Origin of the sequence: Microcella sp., assembly GCF_025808395.1 — a bacterium.
In the GTDB taxonomy this organism is placed as follows: domain Bacteria; phylum Actinomycetota; class Actinomycetes; order Actinomycetales; family Microbacteriaceae; genus Microcella.
This window is the reverse complement of sequence record NZ_CP075524.1, coordinates 1102355-1124232: the sequence shown is the minus strand read 5'-3', so window position 1 is coordinate 1124232 and position 21878 is coordinate 1102355. Positions and strand designations below refer to the sequence as shown.

At 68.6% G+C, this 21878-nt stretch carries 19 protein-coding genes; 11 read left to right on the top strand and 8 right to left on the bottom strand.

Going from position 1 to position 21878, the window contains the following annotated elements; translation table 11 throughout:
• Window positions 1–73 precede the first annotated feature (73 nt).
• From KIT89_RS05535 to KIT89_RS05495, 9 genes are all read left to right on the top strand, one after another.
• Complete coding sequence (locus tag KIT89_RS05535; protein ID WP_297603630.1) at window positions 74–1294, top strand: ROK family transcriptional regulator; 1221 nt, start codon at window positions 74–76, stop codon at window positions 1292–1294.
• Entirely contained in the window at window positions 1291–2244 is a 954-nt protein-coding gene (locus KIT89_RS05530) for a carbohydrate ABC transporter permease (RefSeq protein WP_297603629.1), read from the top strand. The genes KIT89_RS05535 and KIT89_RS05530 overlap by 4 nt, the downstream gene beginning before the upstream one ends.
• Window positions 2237–3064, top strand: a complete 828-nt coding sequence (locus tag KIT89_RS05525; RefSeq protein WP_297603628.1) for a carbohydrate ABC transporter permease — start codon at window positions 2237–2239, stop codon at window positions 3062–3064. Before KIT89_RS05530 ends, KIT89_RS05525 begins: the two co-directional genes overlap by 8 nt.
• Before the next feature lie 71 nt (window positions 3065–3135).
• On the top strand, window positions 3136–4380 hold the full coding sequence (locus KIT89_RS05520; RefSeq protein ID WP_297603627.1) for a sugar ABC transporter substrate-binding protein: 1245 nt from the start codon (window positions 3136–3138) through the stop codon (window positions 4378–4380).
• A gap of 82 nt (window positions 4381–4462) precedes the next feature.
• Window positions 4463–5611 (top strand): glycoside hydrolase family 15 protein, encoded by a 1149-nt coding sequence (locus tag KIT89_RS05515; protein ID WP_297603626.1) that lies wholly within the window; start codon window positions 4463–4465, stop codon window positions 5609–5611.
• Entirely contained in the window at window positions 5608–7842 is a 2235-nt protein-coding gene (locus KIT89_RS05510; protein WP_297603625.1) for a TIM-barrel domain-containing protein, read from the top strand. The genes KIT89_RS05515 and KIT89_RS05510 overlap by 4 nt, the downstream gene beginning before the upstream one ends.
• A gap of 20 nt (window positions 7843–7862) precedes the next feature.
• Window positions 7863–9050 (top strand): benzoate/H(+) symporter BenE family transporter, encoded by a 1188-nt coding sequence (locus KIT89_RS05505; protein WP_297603624.1) that lies wholly within the window; start codon window positions 7863–7865, stop codon window positions 9048–9050.
• Window positions 9051–9080: 30 nt separating this feature from the next.
• Window positions 9081–9887, top strand: coding sequence for a hypothetical protein (locus tag KIT89_RS05500; protein WP_297603623.1), 807 nt, complete (start codon window positions 9081–9083; stop codon window positions 9885–9887).
• Between the two features lie 25 nt (window positions 9888–9912).
• On the top strand, window positions 9913–11247 hold the full coding sequence (locus KIT89_RS05495) for a GNAT family N-acetyltransferase (protein ID WP_297603622.1): 1335 nt from the start codon (window positions 9913–9915) through the stop codon (window positions 11245–11247).
• Between the two features lie 6 nt (window positions 11248–11253).
• Here the strand turns inward: KIT89_RS05495 and KIT89_RS05490 are convergent, their stop codons facing one another.
• Window positions 11254–13284: a M3 family metallopeptidase gene (locus KIT89_RS05490; RefSeq protein WP_297603621.1), complete on the bottom strand. Its 2031-nt coding sequence runs from the start codon at window positions 13282–13284 to the stop codon at window positions 11254–11256.
• A gap of 98 nt (window positions 13285–13382) precedes the next feature.
• On the opposite strand from KIT89_RS05490, the gene KIT89_RS05485 reads away from it, so the two are divergent.
• Both KIT89_RS05485 and KIT89_RS05480 read left to right on the top strand, forming a co-directional pair.
• Window positions 13383–14030, top strand: a complete 648-nt coding sequence (locus KIT89_RS05485; RefSeq protein ID WP_297603620.1) for a helix-turn-helix domain-containing protein — start codon at window positions 13383–13385, stop codon at window positions 14028–14030.
• The gene (locus KIT89_RS05480) at window positions 14027–14251 is read left to right on the top strand and encodes a hypothetical protein (RefSeq protein WP_297603619.1); all 225 of its coding nucleotides are present in this window, start codon (window positions 14027–14029) and stop codon (window positions 14249–14251) included. The genes KIT89_RS05485 and KIT89_RS05480 overlap by 4 nt, the downstream gene beginning before the upstream one ends.
• Before the next feature lie 21 nt (window positions 14252–14272).
• On the opposite strand, the gene KIT89_RS05475 is transcribed toward KIT89_RS05480, so the two are convergent.
• From KIT89_RS05475 to KIT89_RS05445, 7 genes are all read right to left on the bottom strand, one after another.
• Window positions 14273–14509 carry a hypothetical protein gene (locus KIT89_RS05475; protein ID WP_297603618.1) on the bottom strand — a complete coding sequence of 79 codons (237 nt, stop codon included), beginning with the start codon at window positions 14507–14509 and terminating at the stop codon, window positions 14273–14275.
• 3 nt (window positions 14510–14512) lie between these two features.
• Window positions 14513–14968, bottom strand: coding sequence for a GNAT family N-acetyltransferase (locus KIT89_RS05470; protein WP_297603617.1), 456 nt, complete (start codon window positions 14966–14968; stop codon window positions 14513–14515).
• 276 nt (window positions 14969–15244) lie between these two features.
• Window positions 15245–17833: a valine--tRNA ligase gene (valS, locus tag KIT89_RS05465; protein ID WP_297603616.1), complete on the bottom strand. Its 2589-nt coding sequence runs from the start codon at window positions 17831–17833 to the stop codon at window positions 15245–15247.
• 99 nt (window positions 17834–17932) lie between these two features.
• Window positions 17933–18568: a hypothetical protein gene (locus tag KIT89_RS05460; protein ID WP_297603615.1), complete on the bottom strand. Its 636-nt coding sequence runs from the start codon at window positions 18566–18568 to the stop codon at window positions 17933–17935.
• A 107-nt stretch (window positions 18569–18675) separates the two neighbouring features.
• The gene (locus KIT89_RS05455; RefSeq protein WP_297603614.1) at window positions 18676–20007 is read right to left on the bottom strand and encodes an MFS transporter; all 1332 of its coding nucleotides are present in this window, start codon (window positions 20005–20007) and stop codon (window positions 18676–18678) included.
• A 42-nt stretch (window positions 20008–20049) separates the two neighbouring features.
• A complete protein-coding gene (locus KIT89_RS05450; protein WP_297603613.1) occupies window positions 20050–20772 on the bottom strand; it encodes a BTAD domain-containing putative transcriptional regulator in 723 nt (240 codons plus the stop codon).
• A gap of 34 nt (window positions 20773–20806) precedes the next feature.
• The gene (locus KIT89_RS05445) at window positions 20807–21745 is read right to left on the bottom strand and encodes a hypothetical protein (RefSeq protein WP_297603612.1); all 939 of its coding nucleotides are present in this window, start codon (window positions 21743–21745) and stop codon (window positions 20807–20809) included.
• Between the last annotated feature and the right edge of the window lie 133 nt (window positions 21746–21878).

Genomic DNA, 21878 nt, shown 5'->3' with positions numbered 1-21878 from the left:
GTTCGCGCGACATGCTTGACATGCTTCGCGTCTTCATTCTATGGTTTCTTTAGTTCTGAAGTAAGGGTTACCAATGGCGCTCCGCCCCACAGCACGAACCGATGTGAACCGGTCGGCGATTCTCGCCCACCTGGGTGCGCACGGCCCGGCATCGCGCGCCGATCTCGCCCGATCGCTGGCACTCTCGCCGGCCCTCATGACGCAGCTCACGAAAGACCTCATCGCCGACGGCCTCATCCGTGAACTCGCCCACCAGCCCAGCCAGGGCGGTCGGCCCGCCCGCATGCTCGGCCTGGTCTCGAGCGCCGGCAGGGCGGTCGGCGTCAAAGTCGCCGCCGATCACGTGGCCTTCGTCGAGGTCGGCATCGACGGCACGGTGCTGCGCACCGCGAGCGAGCCTTTCGACGCTGCGGCCACCACGATGCTCGCCGCGCTCGCCGACCGACTGCGCCAGTTCATCGCGGGCGGCTCAGATGCGCCCCTTCTCGGCGTCGGAGTCGGCGTACCGGGCGAAGTGGATGCTCAAGGCACGGGCATCGTCAACTCCACCCAGTTGGGCTGGACCAACGCGCCCATCGGGGCGACGCTGCGCCGAGAGCTGGGTCTGCCCGTGCTCGTCGAGAACAACGTCAACGCCGTCGCCATGGCTGAGCGGCTCTACGGTCTCGGTCGTCGGCACGAGACCTTTCTCGTCGTGACGATCGGCACGGGCGTCGGCGCGGCCGTCGTCATCGACGGCGCCATCATGCGCGGCTCGCGCGGCGCGGCCGGCGAGATCGGCCACATTCCGGTGCGTGAAGAGGGGCCGCTCTGCACCTGCGGCAATCGCGGCTGTCTCGAGACCTTCATCAGCGAGCAGGCGCTCGTGCGCATCGCCCACGAGCGCCGAGTCATCGAGCCGGGTTCGGGCATCGAGGCGCTTCGTCGTGCGGCAGTCGACGGCGACGCTGCAGCGAGTGCCATCTTCAGCGAAGCCGGTCACATGCTCGGCCGCACGCTCGCGGGCCTCGTGCACGTACTCGACCCCGAGATCATCATCATTCTCGGCGAGGGCACGGTCGATTGGCCGCTCTGGTCGTTCGGCTTCGAGCCGGCCCTGCGCGCCGCGCTGATCCCGTCACGGCGCGGAGTCGCCGTGGCCGTCGAGTCATGGCAAGACGACAGCTGGGCGCAGGGTGCGGCAACCCTCGTGCTCGCCACCCCCTTCGACGCCGAAGGCATCGCCGGTGAGCAGGGCGACCTCGTGCGTCGGCGGCTGGTGGCGCAGGCCGCCGTGCACGGAGGCGACTCGTGAGCGTCTCGACCCTGCAGACGAGCCTCGTCGACCGCGCGCCGAGCGCGCCGCTCTCGACGCCGGCGCGGCCGAAGAAGTCTCGCGGCTGGCGCTATGCGCTCACCGTCGCGGCCTTCCTGCTGCCGAGCGCCGTGCCGCTGGCGATGTTCGTGCTCGTGCCGATGGTGTCGGCAGCGTGGATCAGCCTTCATGACTGGAACCTCATCACCCCGATGCAGTTCGTGGGCGTCGACAACTTCGCCGAACTGCTGGCAGACCCGCGCACGGGCGCAGTATTCGGCAACACGCTGTACTACATCGTCGGCTACCTGCCGCTCGTGTACGTGGGCGGGCTGATTCTCGCTCTCGCGCTGAACCGTGCGCTCAAGGGCCGCTCGTTCTGGCGGGGCATCTACTTCTTGCCCGTCGTCACGAGCTGGATCGCGGTCGCGATCGTCTGGCGTTGGCTGCTCAACCCCAACAACGGCGTGGTCAACACCGTGCTCGGCTGGGTCGGCATCGACGGCCCCGGCTGGTGGACAGACCCGGCGTGGTCGATGCCGTCGATCATTCTCGCGAGCGCCTGGAAAGACCTCGGGTTCGTCATGGTCATCCTGCTCGCAGGTCTGCAGGCGATCAACACCGACCTCTACGACGCCGCCAAGGTCGACGGCGCCGGCGCCTGGGCCCGATTCCGGCATGTGACGCTGCCGATGCTGAGCCCCAGCACCTTCTTCGTCGTCGTGATCTCGCTCATCAACGGCTTCCAGGTCTTCGACCAGGTATACGCCATGACCGGGGGAGGCCCTGCAGGCTCGAGCCAGGTGGTCGTGCAGCAGATCTACGACCTGACCTTCCGCTACGGGCAGGCGGGTGAGGCCGCCGCACTGTCGTGGATGCTCTTCGCGGTGATCCTCTCGGTCACCGTCGTGCAGATCATCGGTCAGAGGCGGTGGGTGCACTATGCGTGAGCGCACTACGAGCCGCACGGCCTGGGTCGTGCTGCACATCGCCGTCATCGCCGGTGCTGCCGCGATGTTCTTTCCGTTCTTGTGGACCTTCATCACCTCGATCACGCCAGGAGCAGGGTTCTCGATCACCCCGAGGCTCTGGCCCGAGAACCCCTCGTTCGCGGCGTACGAGACCCTGTTCACCGAGCGACCGTTCGCCCGAGTGGTCATGAACAGCCTTCTGCTCGCCGTCATCACGACGATCGTGCAGCTGTTCACGAGCGCAACGGCGGCCTACGCCTTCAGCCGGCTGCCGTTCCGCGGCCGCGGGGTGGTGTTCGCGGTCTACCTCGCCACCATGATGATTCCGCTGCAGGTGCTCGTGGTGCCGCTGTTCGCGCAGCTCAAGGCCTTCGGCCTGCTCAACACCTACTTGGGTGCCCTGCTGCCGACCTTCGCGAGCGCCTTCGGCATCTTCCTGCTGCGGCAGGCCGTCAATCAGGTGCCGCGCGAACTCGATGAGGCGGCAACGCTCGACGGCGCCGGTCATTTCAGGGTGTTCTTCTCGATCATCCTGCCCAACATCAAGCCAGCGCTGGCGACGCTCACGATCTTCGCGTTCATGGGCAGCTGGAACAGCTTTCTCTGGCCGCTCATCGTGCTGCGATCGCCCGAGGTGCAGACGCTGCCGATCGCACTCGCCGGCCTGCAAGGGCAGTACACGACGGCGTGGGACGTCGTCATGGCCGGCTCAGTCATCAGCGTGCTGCCCATGCTCGCGCTCTACATCTTCGCCCAGAAGTACATCATTCAGGGCGTCGCCAGCTCGGGGATCAAGTAGCCCTCGAGAACCCACCCATCCATCACGATCCGCACCACCGGTACCGAAATATCAAAGGAGATAGCACTCACATGAAGCAATCACTCATCGCAGCGGTCGGCATCGCCGCCGCCACCGCTCTCGTGCTCGGAGGCTGCTCGACCGAGCCTGCCGAGACCGAGGGCACCGTCACCATCACCTACAGCAACTTCATCTCGGCGGGAGGCAACGAAGACAACCTTCAGACGATCGTCGACGCCTTCGAGGCCGAGAACCCGACCATCAAGGTCGAGGTCACGACGTTGCCGTACGGCGACTACTTCACGGCGCTGCAGACCGACCTCGCGGCCGGCAACATCGCCGACGTGGTCGACTCGAACTACGACTTCTTTCCGCAGCTGGTCGCGGCCGGTGCTCTCGCACCGCTCGAGATCTCGAACCCGGGTGCATACCGCGAGTCGCTCGTCGAGGCCTACTCGTCGGGTGGAGTGAGCTACGGCCTGCCCAGCTCGTTCTCGGCCGTCGTGCTCTACTACAATGCCGACCTCTTCGACCAGGCGGGCCTCGACTACCCGACGTCTGACTGGACGTGGGCAGACGAGAAGGCAGCGGCCGAGGCGATCACCGCACTCGGTGACGACGTCTGGGGCAGCCACCAGCCGGTGTCGTTCTACGAGTTCTACAAGGTGCTCGAGCAGAACGGCGAGTCGTTCTTGAGCGCAGACGGCACCTCGGTGGCGTTCAACACGCCGGGCGGCATCGAGGCGGCGAAGTGGCTCACCGAGAAGAGCGGCACGGTCATGCCGACCATCGAGCAGGGTCAGGGCACTCCTGACTTCGACACCAACCTGTTCCGTGACGGCAAGCTCGGCATGATGCACACCGGCATCTGGGTCTTCGGCGCTGTCGCCGACGTTCCGTTCGGGTGGGACATCGCCGTCGAGCCGGGCAACACGCAGCAGGCCAGCGCCGTGTTCTCGAACGCGGTCGGTGTGTCGGCGAACTCAGAGAACATCGAAGCGGCAACCCTGTTCGCCGAGTTCTTGACCTCGTCGCAGACGATGGTAGACGTGCGACTCGACTCGGGGTGGGAGCTTCCGCCGATCAGCGACGAGGCGCAGCTCGCCGTCTACCTGACGAAAGACCTGCCCGCCAACCGTCAGGCAGTGTTCGACTCGCTCGACAGCATCGCGCTCACCCCGATCGTCGAGCGCGGTCAGCAAGAGATGCAAGACATCATCAATGAAGAGCTCATCGAGGCCCAGGCCGGTCGCAAGACCGTCGAAGAGGCCCTCGCGAGCGCCGAGGAGCGCATCAACGCCGTCATCGGCGGCTGATCCACGTCCATCCTCTGGCGGGGTTCCGGCGGCGCGAGTCGCCGGAACCCCTCCCCGGCCACGCCCCGGAGGGCTCACGAGCATGACCACGACCACTTCGAGCGACCTTGATCGACTCGCCCACCTCGCCGCGCGCAGCGTGGCGCTCATCGAGAGCCTGCAAGACGCCGACGGTGCATACCCCGCCAGCCCCACCTTCTCTGCCTACCAGGGCTACAGCTGGTTTCGCGACGGAGCCTTCATTGCCGACGGCATGTCGGCGGCGGGCGCCGTCGAGTCGGCGTCGCGATTCTTCGACTGGTGCGATCGGATGCTCGACCAGCGCCGCGACCACGTGGCCGAGATCGTTGCCGCCGAGGCCGCCGGCACGCCGTTGCCCGATGACCGCATGCTGCCCACCCGATTCACGTTCGACGGAGGCGAGGGTGACGACGACTGGTGGGACTTCCAGACTGACGGCTACGGCACCTGGGTGTGGGCCTGCGTCACCCACGCGAGCCGCCACGGTCTCGATGTGGCTCGGTGGCGGCAGGGCATCCGTCTCAGCGTCGACTACCTGCTCGCCACCTGGCGACGCCCCTGCTACGACTGGTGGGAGGAGCATCGAGAAGAGGTGCACGTCTCGACGCTCGGCTGCGTCATCGCCGGCCTCGAGGCGGCGGCGAATGCCGCGGTGCTGCAACCCGACGTCGAATCCGCCGCGCGCGAGGCCGCACTGCAGGCCCGCCAGCTGATCGCCGAGCGCGGCAGCCACGACGGCCACCTCAGCAAGTGGCTGGGCTCGACGGCTCTCGACGGCTCGCTCGCCGCGGTGATCGCCCCGCTCGGTGTCATCGACGCCACGAGCTCGCTCGGGCTCGCGAGCATCCGGGCCATCGAGTCAGACCTCAGCGTCGATGGCGGTGTGCACCGCTATCTGCTCGACACGTTCTACGGCGGCGGTCAGTGGCCGCTGCTGAGCTGCTTTCTGGGGCTCGCGCACGCGCGGGCCGGCGACCGCGAGGCCGCGATGCGGCTGCTGGTCTGGGCGGCCGGCACCGAGACGGCCGAAGGCTTCATGCCCGAGCAGGTGCCCGATCACTTGCTCGACGCCTCGAGGCGCGACGAGTGGATCGAGCGCTGGGGCCCGGTGGCCACGCCGCTACTGTGGAGCCACGCCATGTTCGTGCGGCTCGCGGTCGAGCTCGACGTGATGCCCGCGGCGAGGCTCGAGCGGAAGGTCGGCGCATGATTCGGCACACACCGTTCGGCTCGGGGCACCCCTATTCGATCGATACCGAGCAGCGTGACCCCGTCGACCCGGTCGCGGGCACGCCGCTCACGCTCGGCGTTCGCGCCTCTGCGGGTGTCGACGAGGTGCGGTTGCAGTGGCACGACGCCTCGACCGTCACCGAGCATGCGCTCGAGCGGGCGGCTCGCCGCTCACGCGGGCAGACTGTCGACGGCGGGCACCTCGCGAGCGCGCAAGCGCGGCTCGCGCGGGCGCAGAGCGGGTTCTCGGTGACCCTCACCGACCTCGAGCCGCACCGCGCCTACCGCTACCGCTTCGTGGGCGGCCCGAGCTCGGCGCCGCGCTCGCAGAGCACGCGCTGGTTCGACCTGCGCGTCGCAGCGTGGCGCAGCGTCGACGACGGCATGGTGGCGGTGGATGCTGCGGCCGGTCTCATCGCGGGCAGCGTCGAGGTGCTCGATGACGGTGAGCGTCTGCGGCGCGTGCGCTTCGCACTCGCGCTCGCGCCCGGCGAGCATGTCAGTGGTTTCGGAGAACGGTTCGACGCGCTCGACCACCGGGGAGCATCCCTCGATTCGGTCGTCTTCGAGCAGTACAAGTCGCAGGGAGCCGAGCGCAAGACCTACCTGCCGATGCCCTTCGCGCACGTCGTGGGCGGGCGCGGCTGGGGCTTTCACGTGCGCACGTCGCGCCGCGTCTGGTTCGACGTGGGCGCGTCTGCCCCCGATCGGTTGGTCATCGAGGCCGAGATCGATGCAGCGAGCTCGGCGGCTGCGGTGCTCGATGTCGCCGCATACACCGGCACCCCGCACGACGTGCTCGACGCCTTTCTCGCCGAGGTCGGCAGGCCCGAGCAACTGCCCGACTGGGTGCTGAGGCTCTGGGCGAGTGGCAACGAGTGGAACACGCAAGCCGAGGTCATGCGCCAGGCCGATGCGCATCGCGAGCATGACATTCCCGTGGGCAGCATCGTCATCGAAGCGTGGAGCGACGAGAGCACCTTCCACATCTGGCGCGACGCGCAGTACACCCCGCGGGTCGATGGCGGGCCGATGCGCCTGGCCGACTTCACCTTTCCGGCAGAGGGCGCGTGGCCCGACCCGAAGGGCATGGTCGACGAGCTGCACGCGCGCGACATCGCCCTGCTGCTCTGGCAGATTCCGCTCATCAAGATGCGACCGCACCCCCGGGGGCAGACCCGCCACGACGCAGAGGCAGCGGTGCGCGAGGGCGTGCTCATCCGCGAACCGGGGCCAGACGGCCGGCCACGGCCGTATCGCAACCGCGGCTGGTGGTTTCCGCTCGGGCTCATGCCCGATCTCACCGACGAGCGAGCGGCCGAATGGTGGACAGAGAAGCGGCGCTATCTCGTCGACGAGCTCGGCATCGACGGTTTCAAGACCGACGGCGGCGAGCACGCTTGGGGTCGTGAGCTGCTCTACCTCGACGGTCGCCGTGGCGATGAGGCCAACAACACCTTCCCGGTCGCCTATGCGAAGGCCTACGGCGATCTGCTGCGCCGTGCCGGCAAGGCGCCCGTGACCTTCTCGCGCGCCGGGTTCACAGGAGCCCAGGCCCACGGCGCCATCTGGGCGGGTGACGAGAACTCCACGTGGGAGGCGTTTCGCTGGTCGCTCTTCGCCGGCCTCAACGCCACCGCGAGCGGCATGCTCTACTGGGGGTGGGATATCGCCGGCTTCAGCGGCGAGATTCCGACGCCCGAGCTGTACCTGCGCTCGATGGCTGCGGCCGCGTTCGTGCCGATCATGCAGTACCACAGCGAGTTCAACCACCACCGCTCGCCCAGCCGTGATCGCACGCCGTGGAACATCGCAGAGCGAACGGGCGACGAGCGGGTGCTGCCTGCGGTGCGCAGCGTCGTGCACCTGCGCGAACGGCTCGTGCCCCATCTCTCGGCCGAGAGCGCGTGGGCGATCGAGCGGGGCACGTCGCTCATGCGCCCGCTGTTCTTCGACTGGCCAGACGACGAGCGGCTGTGGAGCGCGCCTCTGCAGTGGATGCTCGGCCGCAGCATCCTCGTCTCACCGGTGACGACCGAGGGTGCGACGTCGCACACGGCGACACTGCCTGTGGGGGAGTGGGTGCACGCGTTCAGCGGCGAGCAGGTCGAGGGCGGCGCGACCCACACCACCGAGGTGCCGTGGCACGAGGCGCCGGTCTACGTGCGCGCCGCCGACTGGGCCGCACTGCGCGACGTCTTCAGGTCGTGACTCAGGCTTAGGCTGAGCAGGTGCTGCAGCCGATCATCGCCGGGGTCATCGGCGCCCTCACGGGGTTCGCGAGTTCGTTCGCCATCGTCATCGCGGGGCTCATCGCTGTTGGAGCGAGCCCCGACGAAGCGGCGAGCGGGCTGCTCGCGCTGTGCATCGCGCAAGCGCTGCTCGCGGCGCTGCTGTCGTGGCAGTCGAAGCTGCCCCTGAGCTTCGCGTGGTCGACGCCGGGCGCCGCGCTGCTCGTCGCGGCTGGCGGCTCGACGGGCTCGTACGGCGCGGCGATCGGCGCATTCATTGTGTGCGGGCTGCTCATCGTCGTGAGCGGGTTGTGGTCGTGGCTCGGTCGAGCGATGACGCGCATCCCGATGCCCCTCGCGGGGGCGATGCTCGCCGGAATCCTCTTCCCCATCTGCATCGCGCCCGTCACGGCCGTGATCGAAGAGCCTTTGCTCGCGGCGCCCGTCATCATCGTGTGGCTGCTGCTCGTGCGCTGGTGGCCGCGCTGGGCGGTGCCGGCCGCGATGCTCGTCGCGATCGTCGGCGTGGTCGTGAGCGCCGGTAGCGAGTGGATGCTCGGTGCGACCCTCACGCCCGGCTTCACCCTCACGATGCCCGAGCTCGACCCGCTCGTGATCGTGTCGCTCGGAGTTCCGCTCTACATCGTCACGATGGCGGGGCAGAACGTGCCCGGGTTCGCCGTGCTCGCGACGCTCGGCTACCGCAACGTGCCCGCCCGCCGCATGCTCGCCGCGAGCGGTGCCGCAACCGTGCTCGCGGCGCCCTTCGGCGGCTACGCCCTCAACCTTGCCGCGCTCACCGCGGCCCTCATGGCCGGCCCCGATTCGCACCCCGACCCGGCCAAGCGCTGGGTCGCGCCCGTGGCGGGCGGCGCCACCTACATCGTGCTCGGGCTCGGCGCTGGGGTCGCGACGGCCCTGGTCTCGGCTGCTCCGCCGATTCTCATCATCGCCGTCGCGGGCCTCGCCCTGCTCGGAGCCTTCACGACGGGCCTCGTGAGCGCCTTCGAGGTGCCTGAGACGCGGTTGACGGCGGCCGTCACGCTGATCGTCGTCGCCTCGGGCGTGGTGGTGCTCGGAGTCGGCAGCGCGTTCTGGGGGCTCATCGTGGGCGCGCTCGTGATGCTCGTCACCCGGCCTCGCACGGTCGTCGGCCCGCCGGTGCCAGAAGCGGGCGCAGAAGAGTAGGGTCGAGCCCACCAGCAGAGGAGTTCGCTCATGACCAACCCAGAGGGTGCTCGCACGGGCACCGCCGCCGACCGTCGAGACTCCACCATCGGCGCTGCCCGCAAGGGCGCCATCTACGGCATCATCGTCTCGTTCTCGATCGCCGCGATCGTCGGCATCATCGCGCTGCTGAGCGGCGACTTCGGCGACACGCAGGGCAAGATCATCTTGACCACCCTGCTCATGGGGGCGTCGAGCATCACTGCGCTGTGCCACTTGGCGATCGCCGATCGTGCGATGCGCATCGTCGGCTTCGTGGGTCTTGCGGCGAGCGCGCTCGCGCTCATCACCGGCCTGGTGCTGATCTGGCGCGACTGGTACGACGCCTTCTCTGAAGACTGGCTCAAGGTCTTCGCGACGGCGGGGGTGCTCGCCGTCAGTTTCGCCCACGCGAACCTGCTGCTGTTGCTCGCCGGTCGCCGACGCCTGCTGATCCGCATCGGGCTCATGGTCACGCTCGTCATGATCGCCGCGGTGGCGATCATGATCATCTTGCCGATCGTCAGCGAGGGCGAGATTCCCGGGTATGACAACGAAGAGTGGTACTGGCGGCTCTTCGGGGTCGTCGGCATTCTCGACGTGCTCGGCACCGTGGTCGTTCCCGTGCTGGCCATCTTCGTGAAAGACGCACCGGCGGTCGCGGTGGTGGATGCCGCTGCCGTCGGCTCGTCGCCCACCGAGCACCTCGCGCTCACGCTGCCCTCCGAGCTCGCCGCCGCCCTCGAGCAGCGCGCCGCCGCCGACGGGGTGGATGCCGCCACCGCAGCCATCGCCGCCCTGCGCCGGGGGCTTGACTGAGGGGCGTGCTCGATACCCTGGGTGCATGACCGACCCCCAGAACGCTCTCCCGCTCGACGAGGGCTCGCGCGCCGCGCTCGCGGCCGAGGGCCTGCGCTATGCACAGCTCGACCCGGCCGACACTGCCGCGTTCGACCGCTGGCTGCAGGCGGTCTACCGAGGCTTCCACTTCGACGCGTTCACCGACGAGCAACTGGCGCAGTACCGCGACGGCGTCGGCCCCTCACGGGTGATCGGCGTGTGGGATTCGACGACGGCAGAGGCCGAGAGCCCGATCGCGACAGTCGCGTCGTGGCGTTCACCGCTGCGTCTCGGTGAGAGCCGGGCGGGCGAATCGCTGGAAGTCGAAGGCTGGGCCATCAGCCTCGTCTCGGTGGCCGCCACCCACCGGCGTCGAGGCGTCGCCCGCGCCCTGCTCGAGGGCGAGCTGCGCGCTGCCCACGCGGCGGGCATCCCGCTGGCCATGCTCACTGCCTCTGAGGCGACCATCTACGGTCGCTGGGGTTTCGGCCCCGCGGCGTACACCGCCGACTACCGCATCGACACGCGGGGGCTGCGGTTCACCGCACCCCTGCCCGACGGCCGAGTGCACCGGGTCACCGCGCGCGACCTGCGGCCGCTCGCTGTCGAGCTCACCGAACGGGCGCAGAGGCGCATCGCAGGCGAGGTGCCGCTCGAGCGGCAGCAGTACGATCGCCTGTTCGCGCTCGCGGCACGCACGGCCTCGCACGCGGCGAAGCTGCGGGCAGCGCGCTACGACGACGCCGCGGGTGTGCCGCAGGGCTACGTGCTCTACTCGGTTACCGAGAACCCGAACGATTTCTCCGACCATTCGCTGCGCGTCGAGTATCTGAGCGCCGCGACCGACGACGCCTACGCGGCGCTGTGGCACTACGTGCTCGACCAAGACCTGGTGTCGACCGTGAAGGCGTCGATGCGGCCCGTCGACGAGCCCTTGCCGTGGCTCGTGTCGAACCCTCGCGCCGTGCAGACGACGGCGCGCCACGATCACCTGTGGTTGCGCATTCTCGACGTACCGGCTGCTGTGACCGCGCGCCGATACGCTGCCGCAGACAGCGTCGTGCTGCGCGTTGCCGACGACCTCGGGTTCGCCGCCGGAACCTGGCTGCTCAGCACCGACTCCGAGGGGCGCGCCACCGTGACCGCCGGGGGCTCGTCACCCGACGCTGCGGTGATCGACCTCGGTGTCGAAGCGCTCGGAGCACTGCTGCTCGGCGGCACGCCGATCGACGCCCTGCGCCTCGGCGGTCGGCTCACCGAAGGGTCACCCGGTGCGGCCGATCGACTCGCTGCGCTCGTGCGGCCCACGCGCGCCCCGTATCTGAGCACGTGGTTCTGAGCGCGATCAGGCGACGAGCCCGCGGCGCTCGAGCAGCGGCTCGATGACCGCGTCGCGCCCGCGGAACTCGCGGTAGGCGTCGAGCGGGTCGCCCGCGCCGCCCAACCCCAGCACGTACTGCCGAAACCGGTCGCCGTTGGCGCGCGTGAGCCCGCCGTTCTGCTCGAACCACTGCACGGTGTCGGCGTCGAGCACTTCGCTCCAGATGTAGCTGTAGTAGCCGGCGTCGTAGCCGCCCGAGAAGGTGTGGGCGAAGTAGGTGCTCGAGTAGCGCGTGGGCACGGCCGGGTTGTCGAGGCCCGCCCGCTGCAGCGCCTCGGCTTCGAAGGCGGCGACATCCGTCACGGCTGCTGCCTGCTCGGGGCTGAGCGTGTGCCAGGCCTGGTCGAGCAGGGCCGCGGCGAGGTACTCGCTCGTCGCGAAGCCCTCACCCCAGGTCTGACTGGCGCGGATCTTGTCGAGCGTCTCGGCCGGAATCGGTTCGCCGGTGAGGTGGTGCACCGCGTAGTCGCCCACGATCTCGGGCCAGAGCATCCACATCTCGTTCACCTGGCTCGGAAACTCGACGAAGTCGCGGTAGACGTTCGTGCCCGTGAACCGCGGGTAGGTGACGTGCGCGAAGAGGCCGTGCAGCGCGTGGCCGAACTCGTGGAAGAACGTGTTGACCTCGTCGTAGGTCAGCAGCGTCGGCTCGCCCGCGGCGGGCTTCGGCACGTTGAGATTGTTGACGACGATCGTCGGATGCTCGAGCAGCGTGTTCTGCCCGATGAGCTCATTCATCCACGCGCCGCCGCGCTTGCTGTCGCGGGTGTAGAGATCGAGCAGGTAGAGCCCCAGCTCGGTGCCGTCGTCATTGCGCACCTCGAAGATGCGCACCTCGGGGTGGTAGCCGACGAGATCGTCGCGCTCGTGGAAGGTGATGCCGTACACCTTCGTGGCGGCGGCGAAGACGCCCTGCTGCAGCACGCGCTCGGCTTCGAAGTAGGGCCGCAGCTCGCCGAAGTCGACGTCGAACTCGGCCTTGCGCACCTTCTCGTTGTAGTAGGCCCAGTCGTGCGCCGCGATCGGATGGCCCGCGAGGGCTTCGAGCTTCGCCTGCTCGGCGGCGGCGTTGCGTGCAGCGGCGGGGGCGAGCCGCTCGAGCATCTCGGCGACGCGGGCGGGAGTCTTCGCCGTCTGGTCGGCGGTGACGAACGCCGCGTGGTTCTCGAAGCCGAGCAGGGTTGCCCGTTCGGCGCGCAAGCGCACGATCTCGAGCAGCACCTCGCGGTTGTCGTGCTCGCCGCCGCGACTGCCGCGTGCGCGAGACGCGGCCATGATGCGCGCGCGCACCTCGCGGTTCGTGAGGCTCTCGAGCCACGGGTGCCCCGTCGGCAGCACGAGCGTGACCAGATACTTGCCGTCGAGCCCGCGATCGGTGGCGGCCTGAGCAGCAGCGCTGATCTCACCGGCGCTGAGCCCGTCGAGCTCGGCGGGGTCGTCGATGACGACGGCGAGCTCGTTGGTGTCGGCGAGCAGGTTCTTCTCGAAGCGGGTGGTGAGCGTCGAGAGTCTCGCGTTGAGCTCGCTCAGTCGCCTCTTTTGGTCGTCGTCGAGCCCGGCGCCGGCGAGAGTCATCTCGCGGTGCCACCGCTCGACCAGGTAGCGCTGCTCGGCGGTGAGCTCGAGCGAGTCGAGGTGCTGGTGCAGCTGATCGATGCGCCAGTAGAGCGCCGAGTCGAGCCTGATGGCGTCATCGTGCGCGGCGAGCTTCGGCGCGAGCTCTTCTTCGAGCGCGTTCGTCGCGTCGTTCGAGTCGGCAGAGGCCTTGTTGTAGAAGACGCGCAGGGCCCGGGTGAGCAGCTGCCCGCTCGACTCGAGCGGCACCATGGTGTTCTCGAAGGTCGGCATGTCACGGCGTCGGGTGATGGACCGAATCTCTCGCAGCTGCTCGGCCATCCCCTGCTCGATCGCGGGGCCGTAGTGCTCATCGGCGATGTCGGCGAAGGGCGGCAATTGGTAGGGAAGGGTGCTCGCGGCGAAGAACGGGTTCGACATGGCTTCAGCCTACGCTGATCGTGCAAAGATTCTCTTGCAAAGAAAGTCATGCAAAGAAGTGCTTGCAAAGAAATGTTTGCATTGCTACGCTGATGCACATGACAGATCACCCAGTCGAGCACGAGGCGCGTGTCGCCGACCTCGACAGCCTCAAGGCGCTCGCGCACCCGCTGCGCGTGCAGATCATCGAAGCGCTGTCGACCTACGGCCCGCACACGGCGAGCACGCTCGCTGATCGTCTCGGAGAGTCGAGCGGCGCCACGAGCTACCACCTGCGGCAGCTCGAGAAGCACAACTACGTGCGTGAAGTAGCCGACCGTGGCACCGGGCGCGAGCGGTGGTGGGAGCGCGTGCCTGGCCCCATCCAGATCGGCAGCCCAGAGTTCGACGACAGTGCCGCCAGCAAAGCAGCCTCGCGCGTCGTCATGCGCGAGTGGCTGCACCACCGCGAAGCGGGAGTGCGCGACATCGTCGATCGGGGCATGGAAGAACTGCCGAGCAACTGGCTCGAAGCCACCGTGCTGCACTCGGCGAGCCTGCACGTGACCGCGCCGCAGCTCACCGAGCTCAACGAGGCCATCATCGACCTCATCACCGAGTTCACCACCCGGTATCGAGGCCAACGCGTGCCCGGCTCTCGACCGGTGCAAGTGCAGTACTTCGGTTTTCCCGTTCTCGACGGGGTCGAGATTCCTCAGCCCCACACCCCAGACACCGATTTCGACCAGAAAGAGGCACAGCCATGAGCACCGCCGCCATTCCGCTGTCAGTGGAGTGCCACCGACAGCCCTTCGTGCGCACCCTTCTCATCTCGACCGGCCTCGCGCTCGTCGCGTGGGGGCGAGCCATCCCCGTCGGCCGAGCGCAGCTCGCATCGTGCGACCACGACGCCCGTCAGCGGCTGCTGGCTCGCGAAGCGGCAGTCGCACTGCGTGACGCCCGGCCACGCTACGGCTTCCACTCCTGACGACAGCGGGCCGAAGCGCGCTCAGTCGAGTGCGTCTGCGCCCACGATCGTGACCGAGCCGTCAGGTGCGACGCGAATGGTCGTTCCGTCGTCGAGCTCGACGACGGGGCGGCCCTCCAACCAGGTGAGCGTCCACCGCCACGAGCTCGTGTCGAGCTCGACCAGTTCTGCCTCGACGGCGCGGATCGCCCATCGAACCTCGTCAGCGAGGCGCGCGGGCGGATCGTCGCCGACCGACCACCGGGTTCCGAGCTGCATGGCTCAGACCTCCCACTCGTAGGTGACCCAGCTCGTGCGGGTCGCGAGCCGATCGTAGACCGACTGTGCGCGCTCGTTGTCGGCGGCGGTGATCCACCGCACGGTGCCGCCGCCGTGCGCACGGGCGTGCTCGGCGATCGCCTCGAGCAGGGCAGTTCCCGCGCCCGAGCCCCGCACCTCGGGCACGGTGTACAGGTCGTCGAGAAACCAGCCGGGGCCGGCCGTGAAGGTGTCAGGCTGCTCGCGCACGTGCGCGAAGCCCACGACCTCGCCGTCGAGATCGGCGACGAGGCAGAACAGGGGGTGGTGGGCATCCATGAGCCACGTCCACACACCGTCGAGAACTTCGTCGCTGAACGCGGTCTCGTAGAAGACCCCGTAGGCGGTGAACAGCTCGCGCCATCGAGCTTCGTCGCCAGTGTCGATCGGCCGCACGCGCGCGGCGCTGGAGTCGCTCATGCCTCCAGTCTCTCGCACTGGCGGCGATGGCGGCGGTGCGGGGGCGGCGGCGCGCGACGGCTCTGCACGACTCGCTGGCTGCTGCAGCGAGCGCCGCACGCACCTCGGATTGTCCGCTCACCCCGGTCTTCTCGCCCCGCCCCGGCGTGTCGCGCTGTCGACACGGCGTGTCGCGCAAATCACCGGGTCTAGGCGACAGGGCGACAGGGCGATGGGCACCAGCGCCATGACCAGGGCGCGCACCACGCGCCGCCAGCACCGCCCGGGATGCTGCGCTCAGGCCTGCGGAAGCTCGCCGAGCTCGATCTCGAGCACCGACACCTCGTCGGCCGGAGTGATCGTGAGCGAGGCGATGCGCCCGACCGCCGCGAGGTCGCCCGCGGCGTGCTCGAGCAGCGCGGGGCCGGCGATGACAGCCCGCGTCACGGGAGTCTTCTGCGAGGCCTTCGCGTCGGTCTTCGCGCGGCGGATGCCGATGAGCGCCTCAGAGACGAGCGGCAGCAGCCCGCCATGCTGAGCGTCGACACCCAGCTCGTCGACGGTCGGCCAGGGCGCCGTGTGCACTGACGAGTCGTGAGTCCAGCTCCACACCTCTTCGGTCGCGAACGGCAGCACCGGCGCGAACAGGCGCACGAAGACGTCGATCGCGAGCTGCAGGGCAGACACCGCGCTCGCCTGGCCCTCTGCACCCTGCGAACCGTACGCCCGCTCTTTCACGAGCTCGAGGTAGTCGTCGGTGAAGGTCCAGAAGAACTGCTCGGCGACTTCGAGGGCTCGCGCGTGGTCGTACTCTTCGTAGGCGCGCGTCGCGGTGGCGACCACTTCGCCGAGGGTCGCGAGCATGTCGATGTCGAGCGGCTCGGTCACAGCATCGGCTCCCGACGCAGTGCCTGCGGGCGCCTCGAACGAGTAGACGAACTTGGCGGCGTTGAGCACCTTGATCGCCAGGCGTCGCCCGATCTTGATCTGCTTCGGGTTCTGCGGGTCGAAGGCGGCGTCGGTGCCGAGTCGTGACGACGCGGCCCAGTAGCGCACGGCGTCGCTGCCGTGCTCGTCGAGCATCGCGGCGGGCGTGACGACGTTGCCCTTCGACTTCGACATCTTCTTGCGATCGGGGTCGACGATGAAGCCCGAGATGCCCGCGTGCTTCCACGGCACCGTGCCGTGCTCGAGCTCTGCGCGCAGCACCGTCGAGAACAGCCAGGTGCGAATGATGTCTTGACCCTGGCTGCGCAAGTCGTACGGAAACACCAGGTCGAAGAGCTCTGGGTCGTCTTCCCACTTGCCGGCGATCTGCGGCGTGAGCGATGACGTCGCCCAGGTGTCCATGATGTCGACCTCGCCGATGAAGCCCCCCGGTTGCCCGCGCTGCGCTTCGTCGAACCCCGGGGCCGGCATCGACGAGGGGTCGACCGGAAGCTGGTCTTCGGTCGGCACGATCGGCTCGCCGGTCTGCTCGCCGTGCTCGTCGAGGCGGTACCAGACCGGAATCGGCACGCCGAAGAACCGCTGGCGCGAGATGAGCCAGTCGCCGCTCAAGCCGCCCACCCAGTTCTCATAGCGCACGCGCATGAAGTCGGGGTGAAAAGCCACCTCGCGGCCTCGCTCGAGCAGCCGGGCGTTGAGCGCCTCGTCGCGTGCACCGTTCGCGATGTACCACTGCCGGGTCGTCACGATCTCGAGTGGCTTGTCGCCCTTCTCGAAGAACTTGACCGGGTGCGTGATGGGGCGTGGCTCGCCGATGAGGTCGCCTGACTCGCGCAGCAGCTCGACCATGCGCGCCTTCGCGCTGAAGACCGTCTTGCCCGCGAGCTCGGCGTAGGTCTCGACGGCCTCGCCCTCGAGACCTGAGGGCGCATCGGCGAGAATGCGCCCATCCTTGCCGAGAATGGGGCGCATCGGCAGGTCGAGCTCGCGCCACCAGACCACGTCGGTCACGTCGCCGAAGGTGCAGACCATGGCGATGCCCGAGCCCTTGTCTTGCTGCGCCAGGTGGTGAGCCACGACGGGCACTTCGACTCCGAACAGCGGCGTGCGCACGGTGCTGCCGAAGAGGGGCTGGTAGCGGGGGTCATCAGGATGCGCGACGAGGGCCACGCAGGCGGCGATGAGCTCGGGGCGCGTCGTCTCGATCTCGACCGTGCCGCCGTCTGGCCGGTGAAAGCTCACCCGGTGGAAGGCGCCGGGCATCTCTTTGTCTTCGAGCTCTGCCTGCGCGACGGCAGTGCGAAACGTGACGTCCCACAGCGTCGGGGCGTCGGCGCGGTAGGCCTCTCCGCGCGCCAGGTTGCGCAGGAAGGCGCGCTGGGCGGCGCGCTGCGCGTCGTCGCCGATCGTGCGGTAGGTCTGGCTCCAGTCGACGCTCAGGCCGAGAGTGCGCCACAGGTCTTCGAACTGCTGCTCATCTTCGACGGTGAGCCGCTCGCACAGCTCGATGAAGTTGCGGCGGCTGATCGGCACCTGATCGGCGGCCTTCGAGTTCGCGTTGTCGCCGCCCTCGAAGGGCGGGGTGAAGTCGGGCTCATAGGGCAGGGTGGGGTCGCAGCGCACACCGTAGTAGTTCTGCACGCGGCGCTCGGTCGGCAGCCCGTTGTCGTCCCAGCCCATCGGGTAGAAGAGGTTCATGCCGCGCATGCGCTGAAAGCGTGCAGCGAGGTCCATGTGGGTGTAGCTGAAGACGTGGCCGATGTGCAGCGAGCCCGAGGCGGTGGGCGGGGGAGTGTCGATCGCGTAGACCGAGTCTGGGCCAGCATCCACCGCCGCCTGACGATCGAAGCGATAGGTGCCGTTCGATTCCCACACCGCGCCCCATTTGCCCTCCAGGCCTTCCAGGGCGGGCTTCTCGGGCAGGCTGGCGTGAGTCATCGCGGTCTCGCTTCGGTATGTGCGGCACCGTGTCAAGGGTTGAGGTGCCTGAATGTCAGGGTCGCCCCATGGTATCGGGACGAGCCCAGAAGCACCGCACTACCGCGTGGCTGTCACCGTCTTGTGCGTCAGTCGGCCTGCCGAGTCTTCGAGCGTCACCGTGTAGATCTGGCTGGCCTCAGAGCACTGGTAGTAGAACGTGTAGGTCGCCGTCGTCGGCACTTGCTCGTATGGCTGCAGCTTCGCGTTGTTCGTGCCGATGCCGAACCATGCGTTGACAGCGTTGCTGCTGCTCCAGCTCCAGGTGATCTCGACCGAACTCGACGTGTCAGGGCAGTTGGCTTTGTTCGGCCCGCTGAAGGTGGCGAAGCTCGGGCTCTGCGGCGGGGGCGGCGGCGGCGGCGGGGCGCTCGCCGAGGCCTCGGGTTCTTCAGACGGCTCGGGCTCGGGCGACTCGCTCTCGGTCGGCTCGGGCGAGGGCGTCGGCGACTCGCTCAACGTCTCGGTCGGCAGCGGTGCTGGCTCGGGGTCGCCCTGACCTCCGAGCAGCACGGCGATGAGCACGATGAGGGCGAGCAGAATCGCGCCGGCGACCGACAGCAGAGCGATGAGCAGTGTGCGGTTCTTGCGCTCGTCGCTCGGTGGTTCGCCCCCGGCAGCTGGCTGCTCGGGCAAGGGCACGGTGGGTGCGGCGAACGCCTCGGTGGGCGCGTCGTCGGGGGTGGGGTCGCTCATGACGGTGGCCTCCCTGTGCACTAGGTCGACGGCAGCCGTGCGGCCGCTGCGGCTCAGACTATGGCTCGACAGCCGCCGAAGGCTAGAGGCAGAGGCGAGTCAGCCCCTCACTCGAGGGCGTCGTCGCGGTCGACCCGAATGCGAATGGCCACGAGCGACGCCACCAGGGTGATGAGCGACATGCCCGCGAGCACCACGGCGGGGTGCCACCAAGCGTTGCCGGTGGCAGCGCCGAGTGCGCCCGTGAGCGCGGGCACGAAGCCGGCGACGACGGCGGCCAGCGCGTAGGCGAAGCCGAGAGCCGAGTAGCGGTAGCGCTCGTCGAACAGTTCGGTGAAGATGCCGCCGAGCGCCGCCCAGCTCATGGTCGGCAGAATGCCGCCGATGATCATCATGCCGACGAGAAACGCGAAGCTCGCCTCTTGCAAGAAGAAGTAGATCGGAAACGCGACGAGCAGTGTGCCGAGCGCCCCGATCGCGACGACGAGGCCTGAGCCGATGCGGGTCGCCCACGCGCCGAACAGGGGAATGGTGATGAGCTGCAGCAGGCCGCCCGCTGTCGTCGCGATCAAGAGCTCGTAGTAGTCGAAGCCGAGCACGCCTGCCCCGTAGTTGAGCGTGTAGGTGTTCATGAGCGAGTACGAGCCGATGCCGAGCAGCGCGACGCCGACCGCGACGACGATCGTGACGGGCTGGGCGCGCAGCAGGGCGGCGAGGGGGATGCGCGGCGCGCGCCCGGCGTCTTTCACCGCGGTGAAGACCGGGGTCTCGGTGACGGCCAGCCGCAGGTAGAGCGACACCGCAAGAAGGGGAATCGCCGTCAAGAACGGTACGCGCCACGCCCACTCGCTGATCTCTTCGCTCGTGAGGGCGAGCGTGAGCCAGATGAAGGCTGCCGCCGAGAGGATCGACCCGATCGGCGAGCCGAGCTGCGGCATCGCCGCGGCGAAGGCGCGTTTGGCACGGCTCTCGTGCTCGGTGGCGATGAGCACGGCGCCGCCCCACTCACCGCCGAGTGACACGCCTTGCGCGACGCGCAGCAGCACGAGCAGCACCGCACCGAACCAGCCGGCTTGGTCGAACGTGGGCAGCACTCCGATGAGTCCGGTCGCGACGCCCATCATGGTGATGGTGACGATGAGTGTCGTTCGGCGGCCGATGCGGTCACCGAGGTGCCCGAACACGATGGCGCCGACGGGCCTGATGACGAAGGCGACGCCGATGGTCGCGAGCGCGGCGAGGTTCGCCCCCACTTCGCCGAGCGGTTCGAAGAACAGCGGGCCGGCGAAGAACGCCGAGAAGTAGGCGAAGAGGTAGAAGTCGTACGACTCGAGCGAGGTTCCGACGAGTGATGCCCACCGAGCGCGGCGAGCGATGCGCGGGTCGGAGGGGGCGGGGGCAGGGTGAGTGGCGGCCGGGCCGCGCGATGCGTTCGTCACAAGAACGTCAGCGTACTGGGCCCTTCGTGCATTCCCGATCGGTCACGACACCGGCACGAGGGTGCTCACGAGATCGCGCAGCATGGGGCTCGGGCTCAGCTGCAGCGAATCGGCGAGCACGACGGCGAATCGCTCGTACACGCGCAAGGCTTCGTGCTGATTGCCCGCGACGAGGTGCAGCCTGATGAGCGCCGCTTGCGCCGTCTCTCGCAAAGGCTCGTTGCGCACGGCAGCCTGCGCGGCTCCCATAGCGAGGTGCGGGCGGTGGTCGGCCGACAGTGTCGCCGCGAGCGCTTCGAGCGCGATCGCACGCAGCAACCGCCAGTCTTCGGCCTCATCGAGCACCCAGTCGTCGTAGCTGTCTGGCAGCAGCTCGAGGCACAGCAGCGCGATCGACTCTCGAGTCTGCGCCGCGCTCTGTCTCGGCGACGGATGCTCGGTCTCGAGCATGTCGAACGCTTGCTGTCGTGCGAGCCGGTAGTCGACGGCGCACGCCGCGTCGATGCGCAAGCCTCCCGGTGTCATCTCGACGACGGACTGCGCCGAGCTGTCGAGCCGGCTGAGGGCCGTGCGCAACCGCAGTGCGGCCAACTCGCTCGTCGTGTCGGGCCACAGCGCTCCCGCGACGGCTGCGCGCGACACGACGCGGTCTCGCAGGGCCAAGAGCACGACGAGTCGCTGCGTTCCCGCGGTCGAGGTGGCGGCGGGCGCTCCTGAGACTGCGACTTCGAACGAGCCGAGCAGGCTCAAGTGCGTTGCAGTCATAGACGACCTCTCGTCGTCGCAGTGTACGCCGGTGCTACCGCAGTGCTGCCCGGCGCCTCGCGAGCGGCAACGCGCTGCCCATCACGAGCAGCAGTGTGCTGACTGCGGCGAACGAGCCGAAACCGGCCGGCCCGGTCGCGGCGAGGTTGCCCGAGAACTGCGAGAGACCGCTGTCGCTGCCGTCGCCGCCGAGAATCCCCGAGCCGCCGTCGTCACCGCCGTCGTCACCACCGCCGTTGTCGCCGCCGTCGTCTCCACCGTCATCGCCGCCCGCAGGGACGATGATCGTCGTGATGCTCACGTCGCACACGAGCACGCTGCCGTTGCCGTCGGCCGAGCCGTCGCACTGCGTGATCGAGACGTCGAAGGCCGAGTTCGCCGTTGAGTTCGACTCGACGGTGCAGACCATGAAGTTGCCCGTGCCGGTCACGCTGCCGTTGCACTGGTTGATCGTTGCGCCCGTCGTCGACTGAATCGGGTCGCAGTAGCTGCCGGGCACGACGCCGCCGCCGCCGAGCGAGCCGATGCACTGATTGACGGTCGCGATCGACGTCGTCGCATCACCCACGATGGTGTTGGTCATCGACACCGAGCAGTAGAGCGAGGCACCGCCGCCGCCGACAGTGCCGTTGCACTGATTGACGGTCTCGGTGAGGTGCGGATACGAGAGAATTCCCGAGTCGACGCAGACCATGAGCTCGGTGTCGGTGTTCGCGCCGCCGTTGCAGACGACCGTGCGCATCGTCGAGCTGCCGAGGCCCGTCGCGACGTCGTACTGGTTCGTGATCGTGACGGTGCAGTCGTAGCCCTCGCCGCCGCCACCACCCACGCCGTTGCACTGCTGCATCGGAGCCGCCGCAGCCGGTGCACTGTGCCCGCCGACCGTGAGCAGCGCCGCGGCGAGCATGATGGCGCCGAAGAGCGCGACGAGCCGTGAGGCGGTCGGTCGAGTGGTGCGGTGCGTGATGGTCAATTGGTCCCCCCGAACACAAGATGGCGCAGTCCCCACCGCGCATTCGCAGTGTGCGCCGTCGTGCGTGACATGCGCGTGACATGTACGTGACACCCCCGCAGTAGACAGATCGGGTGTTCGCATCGCGCATACC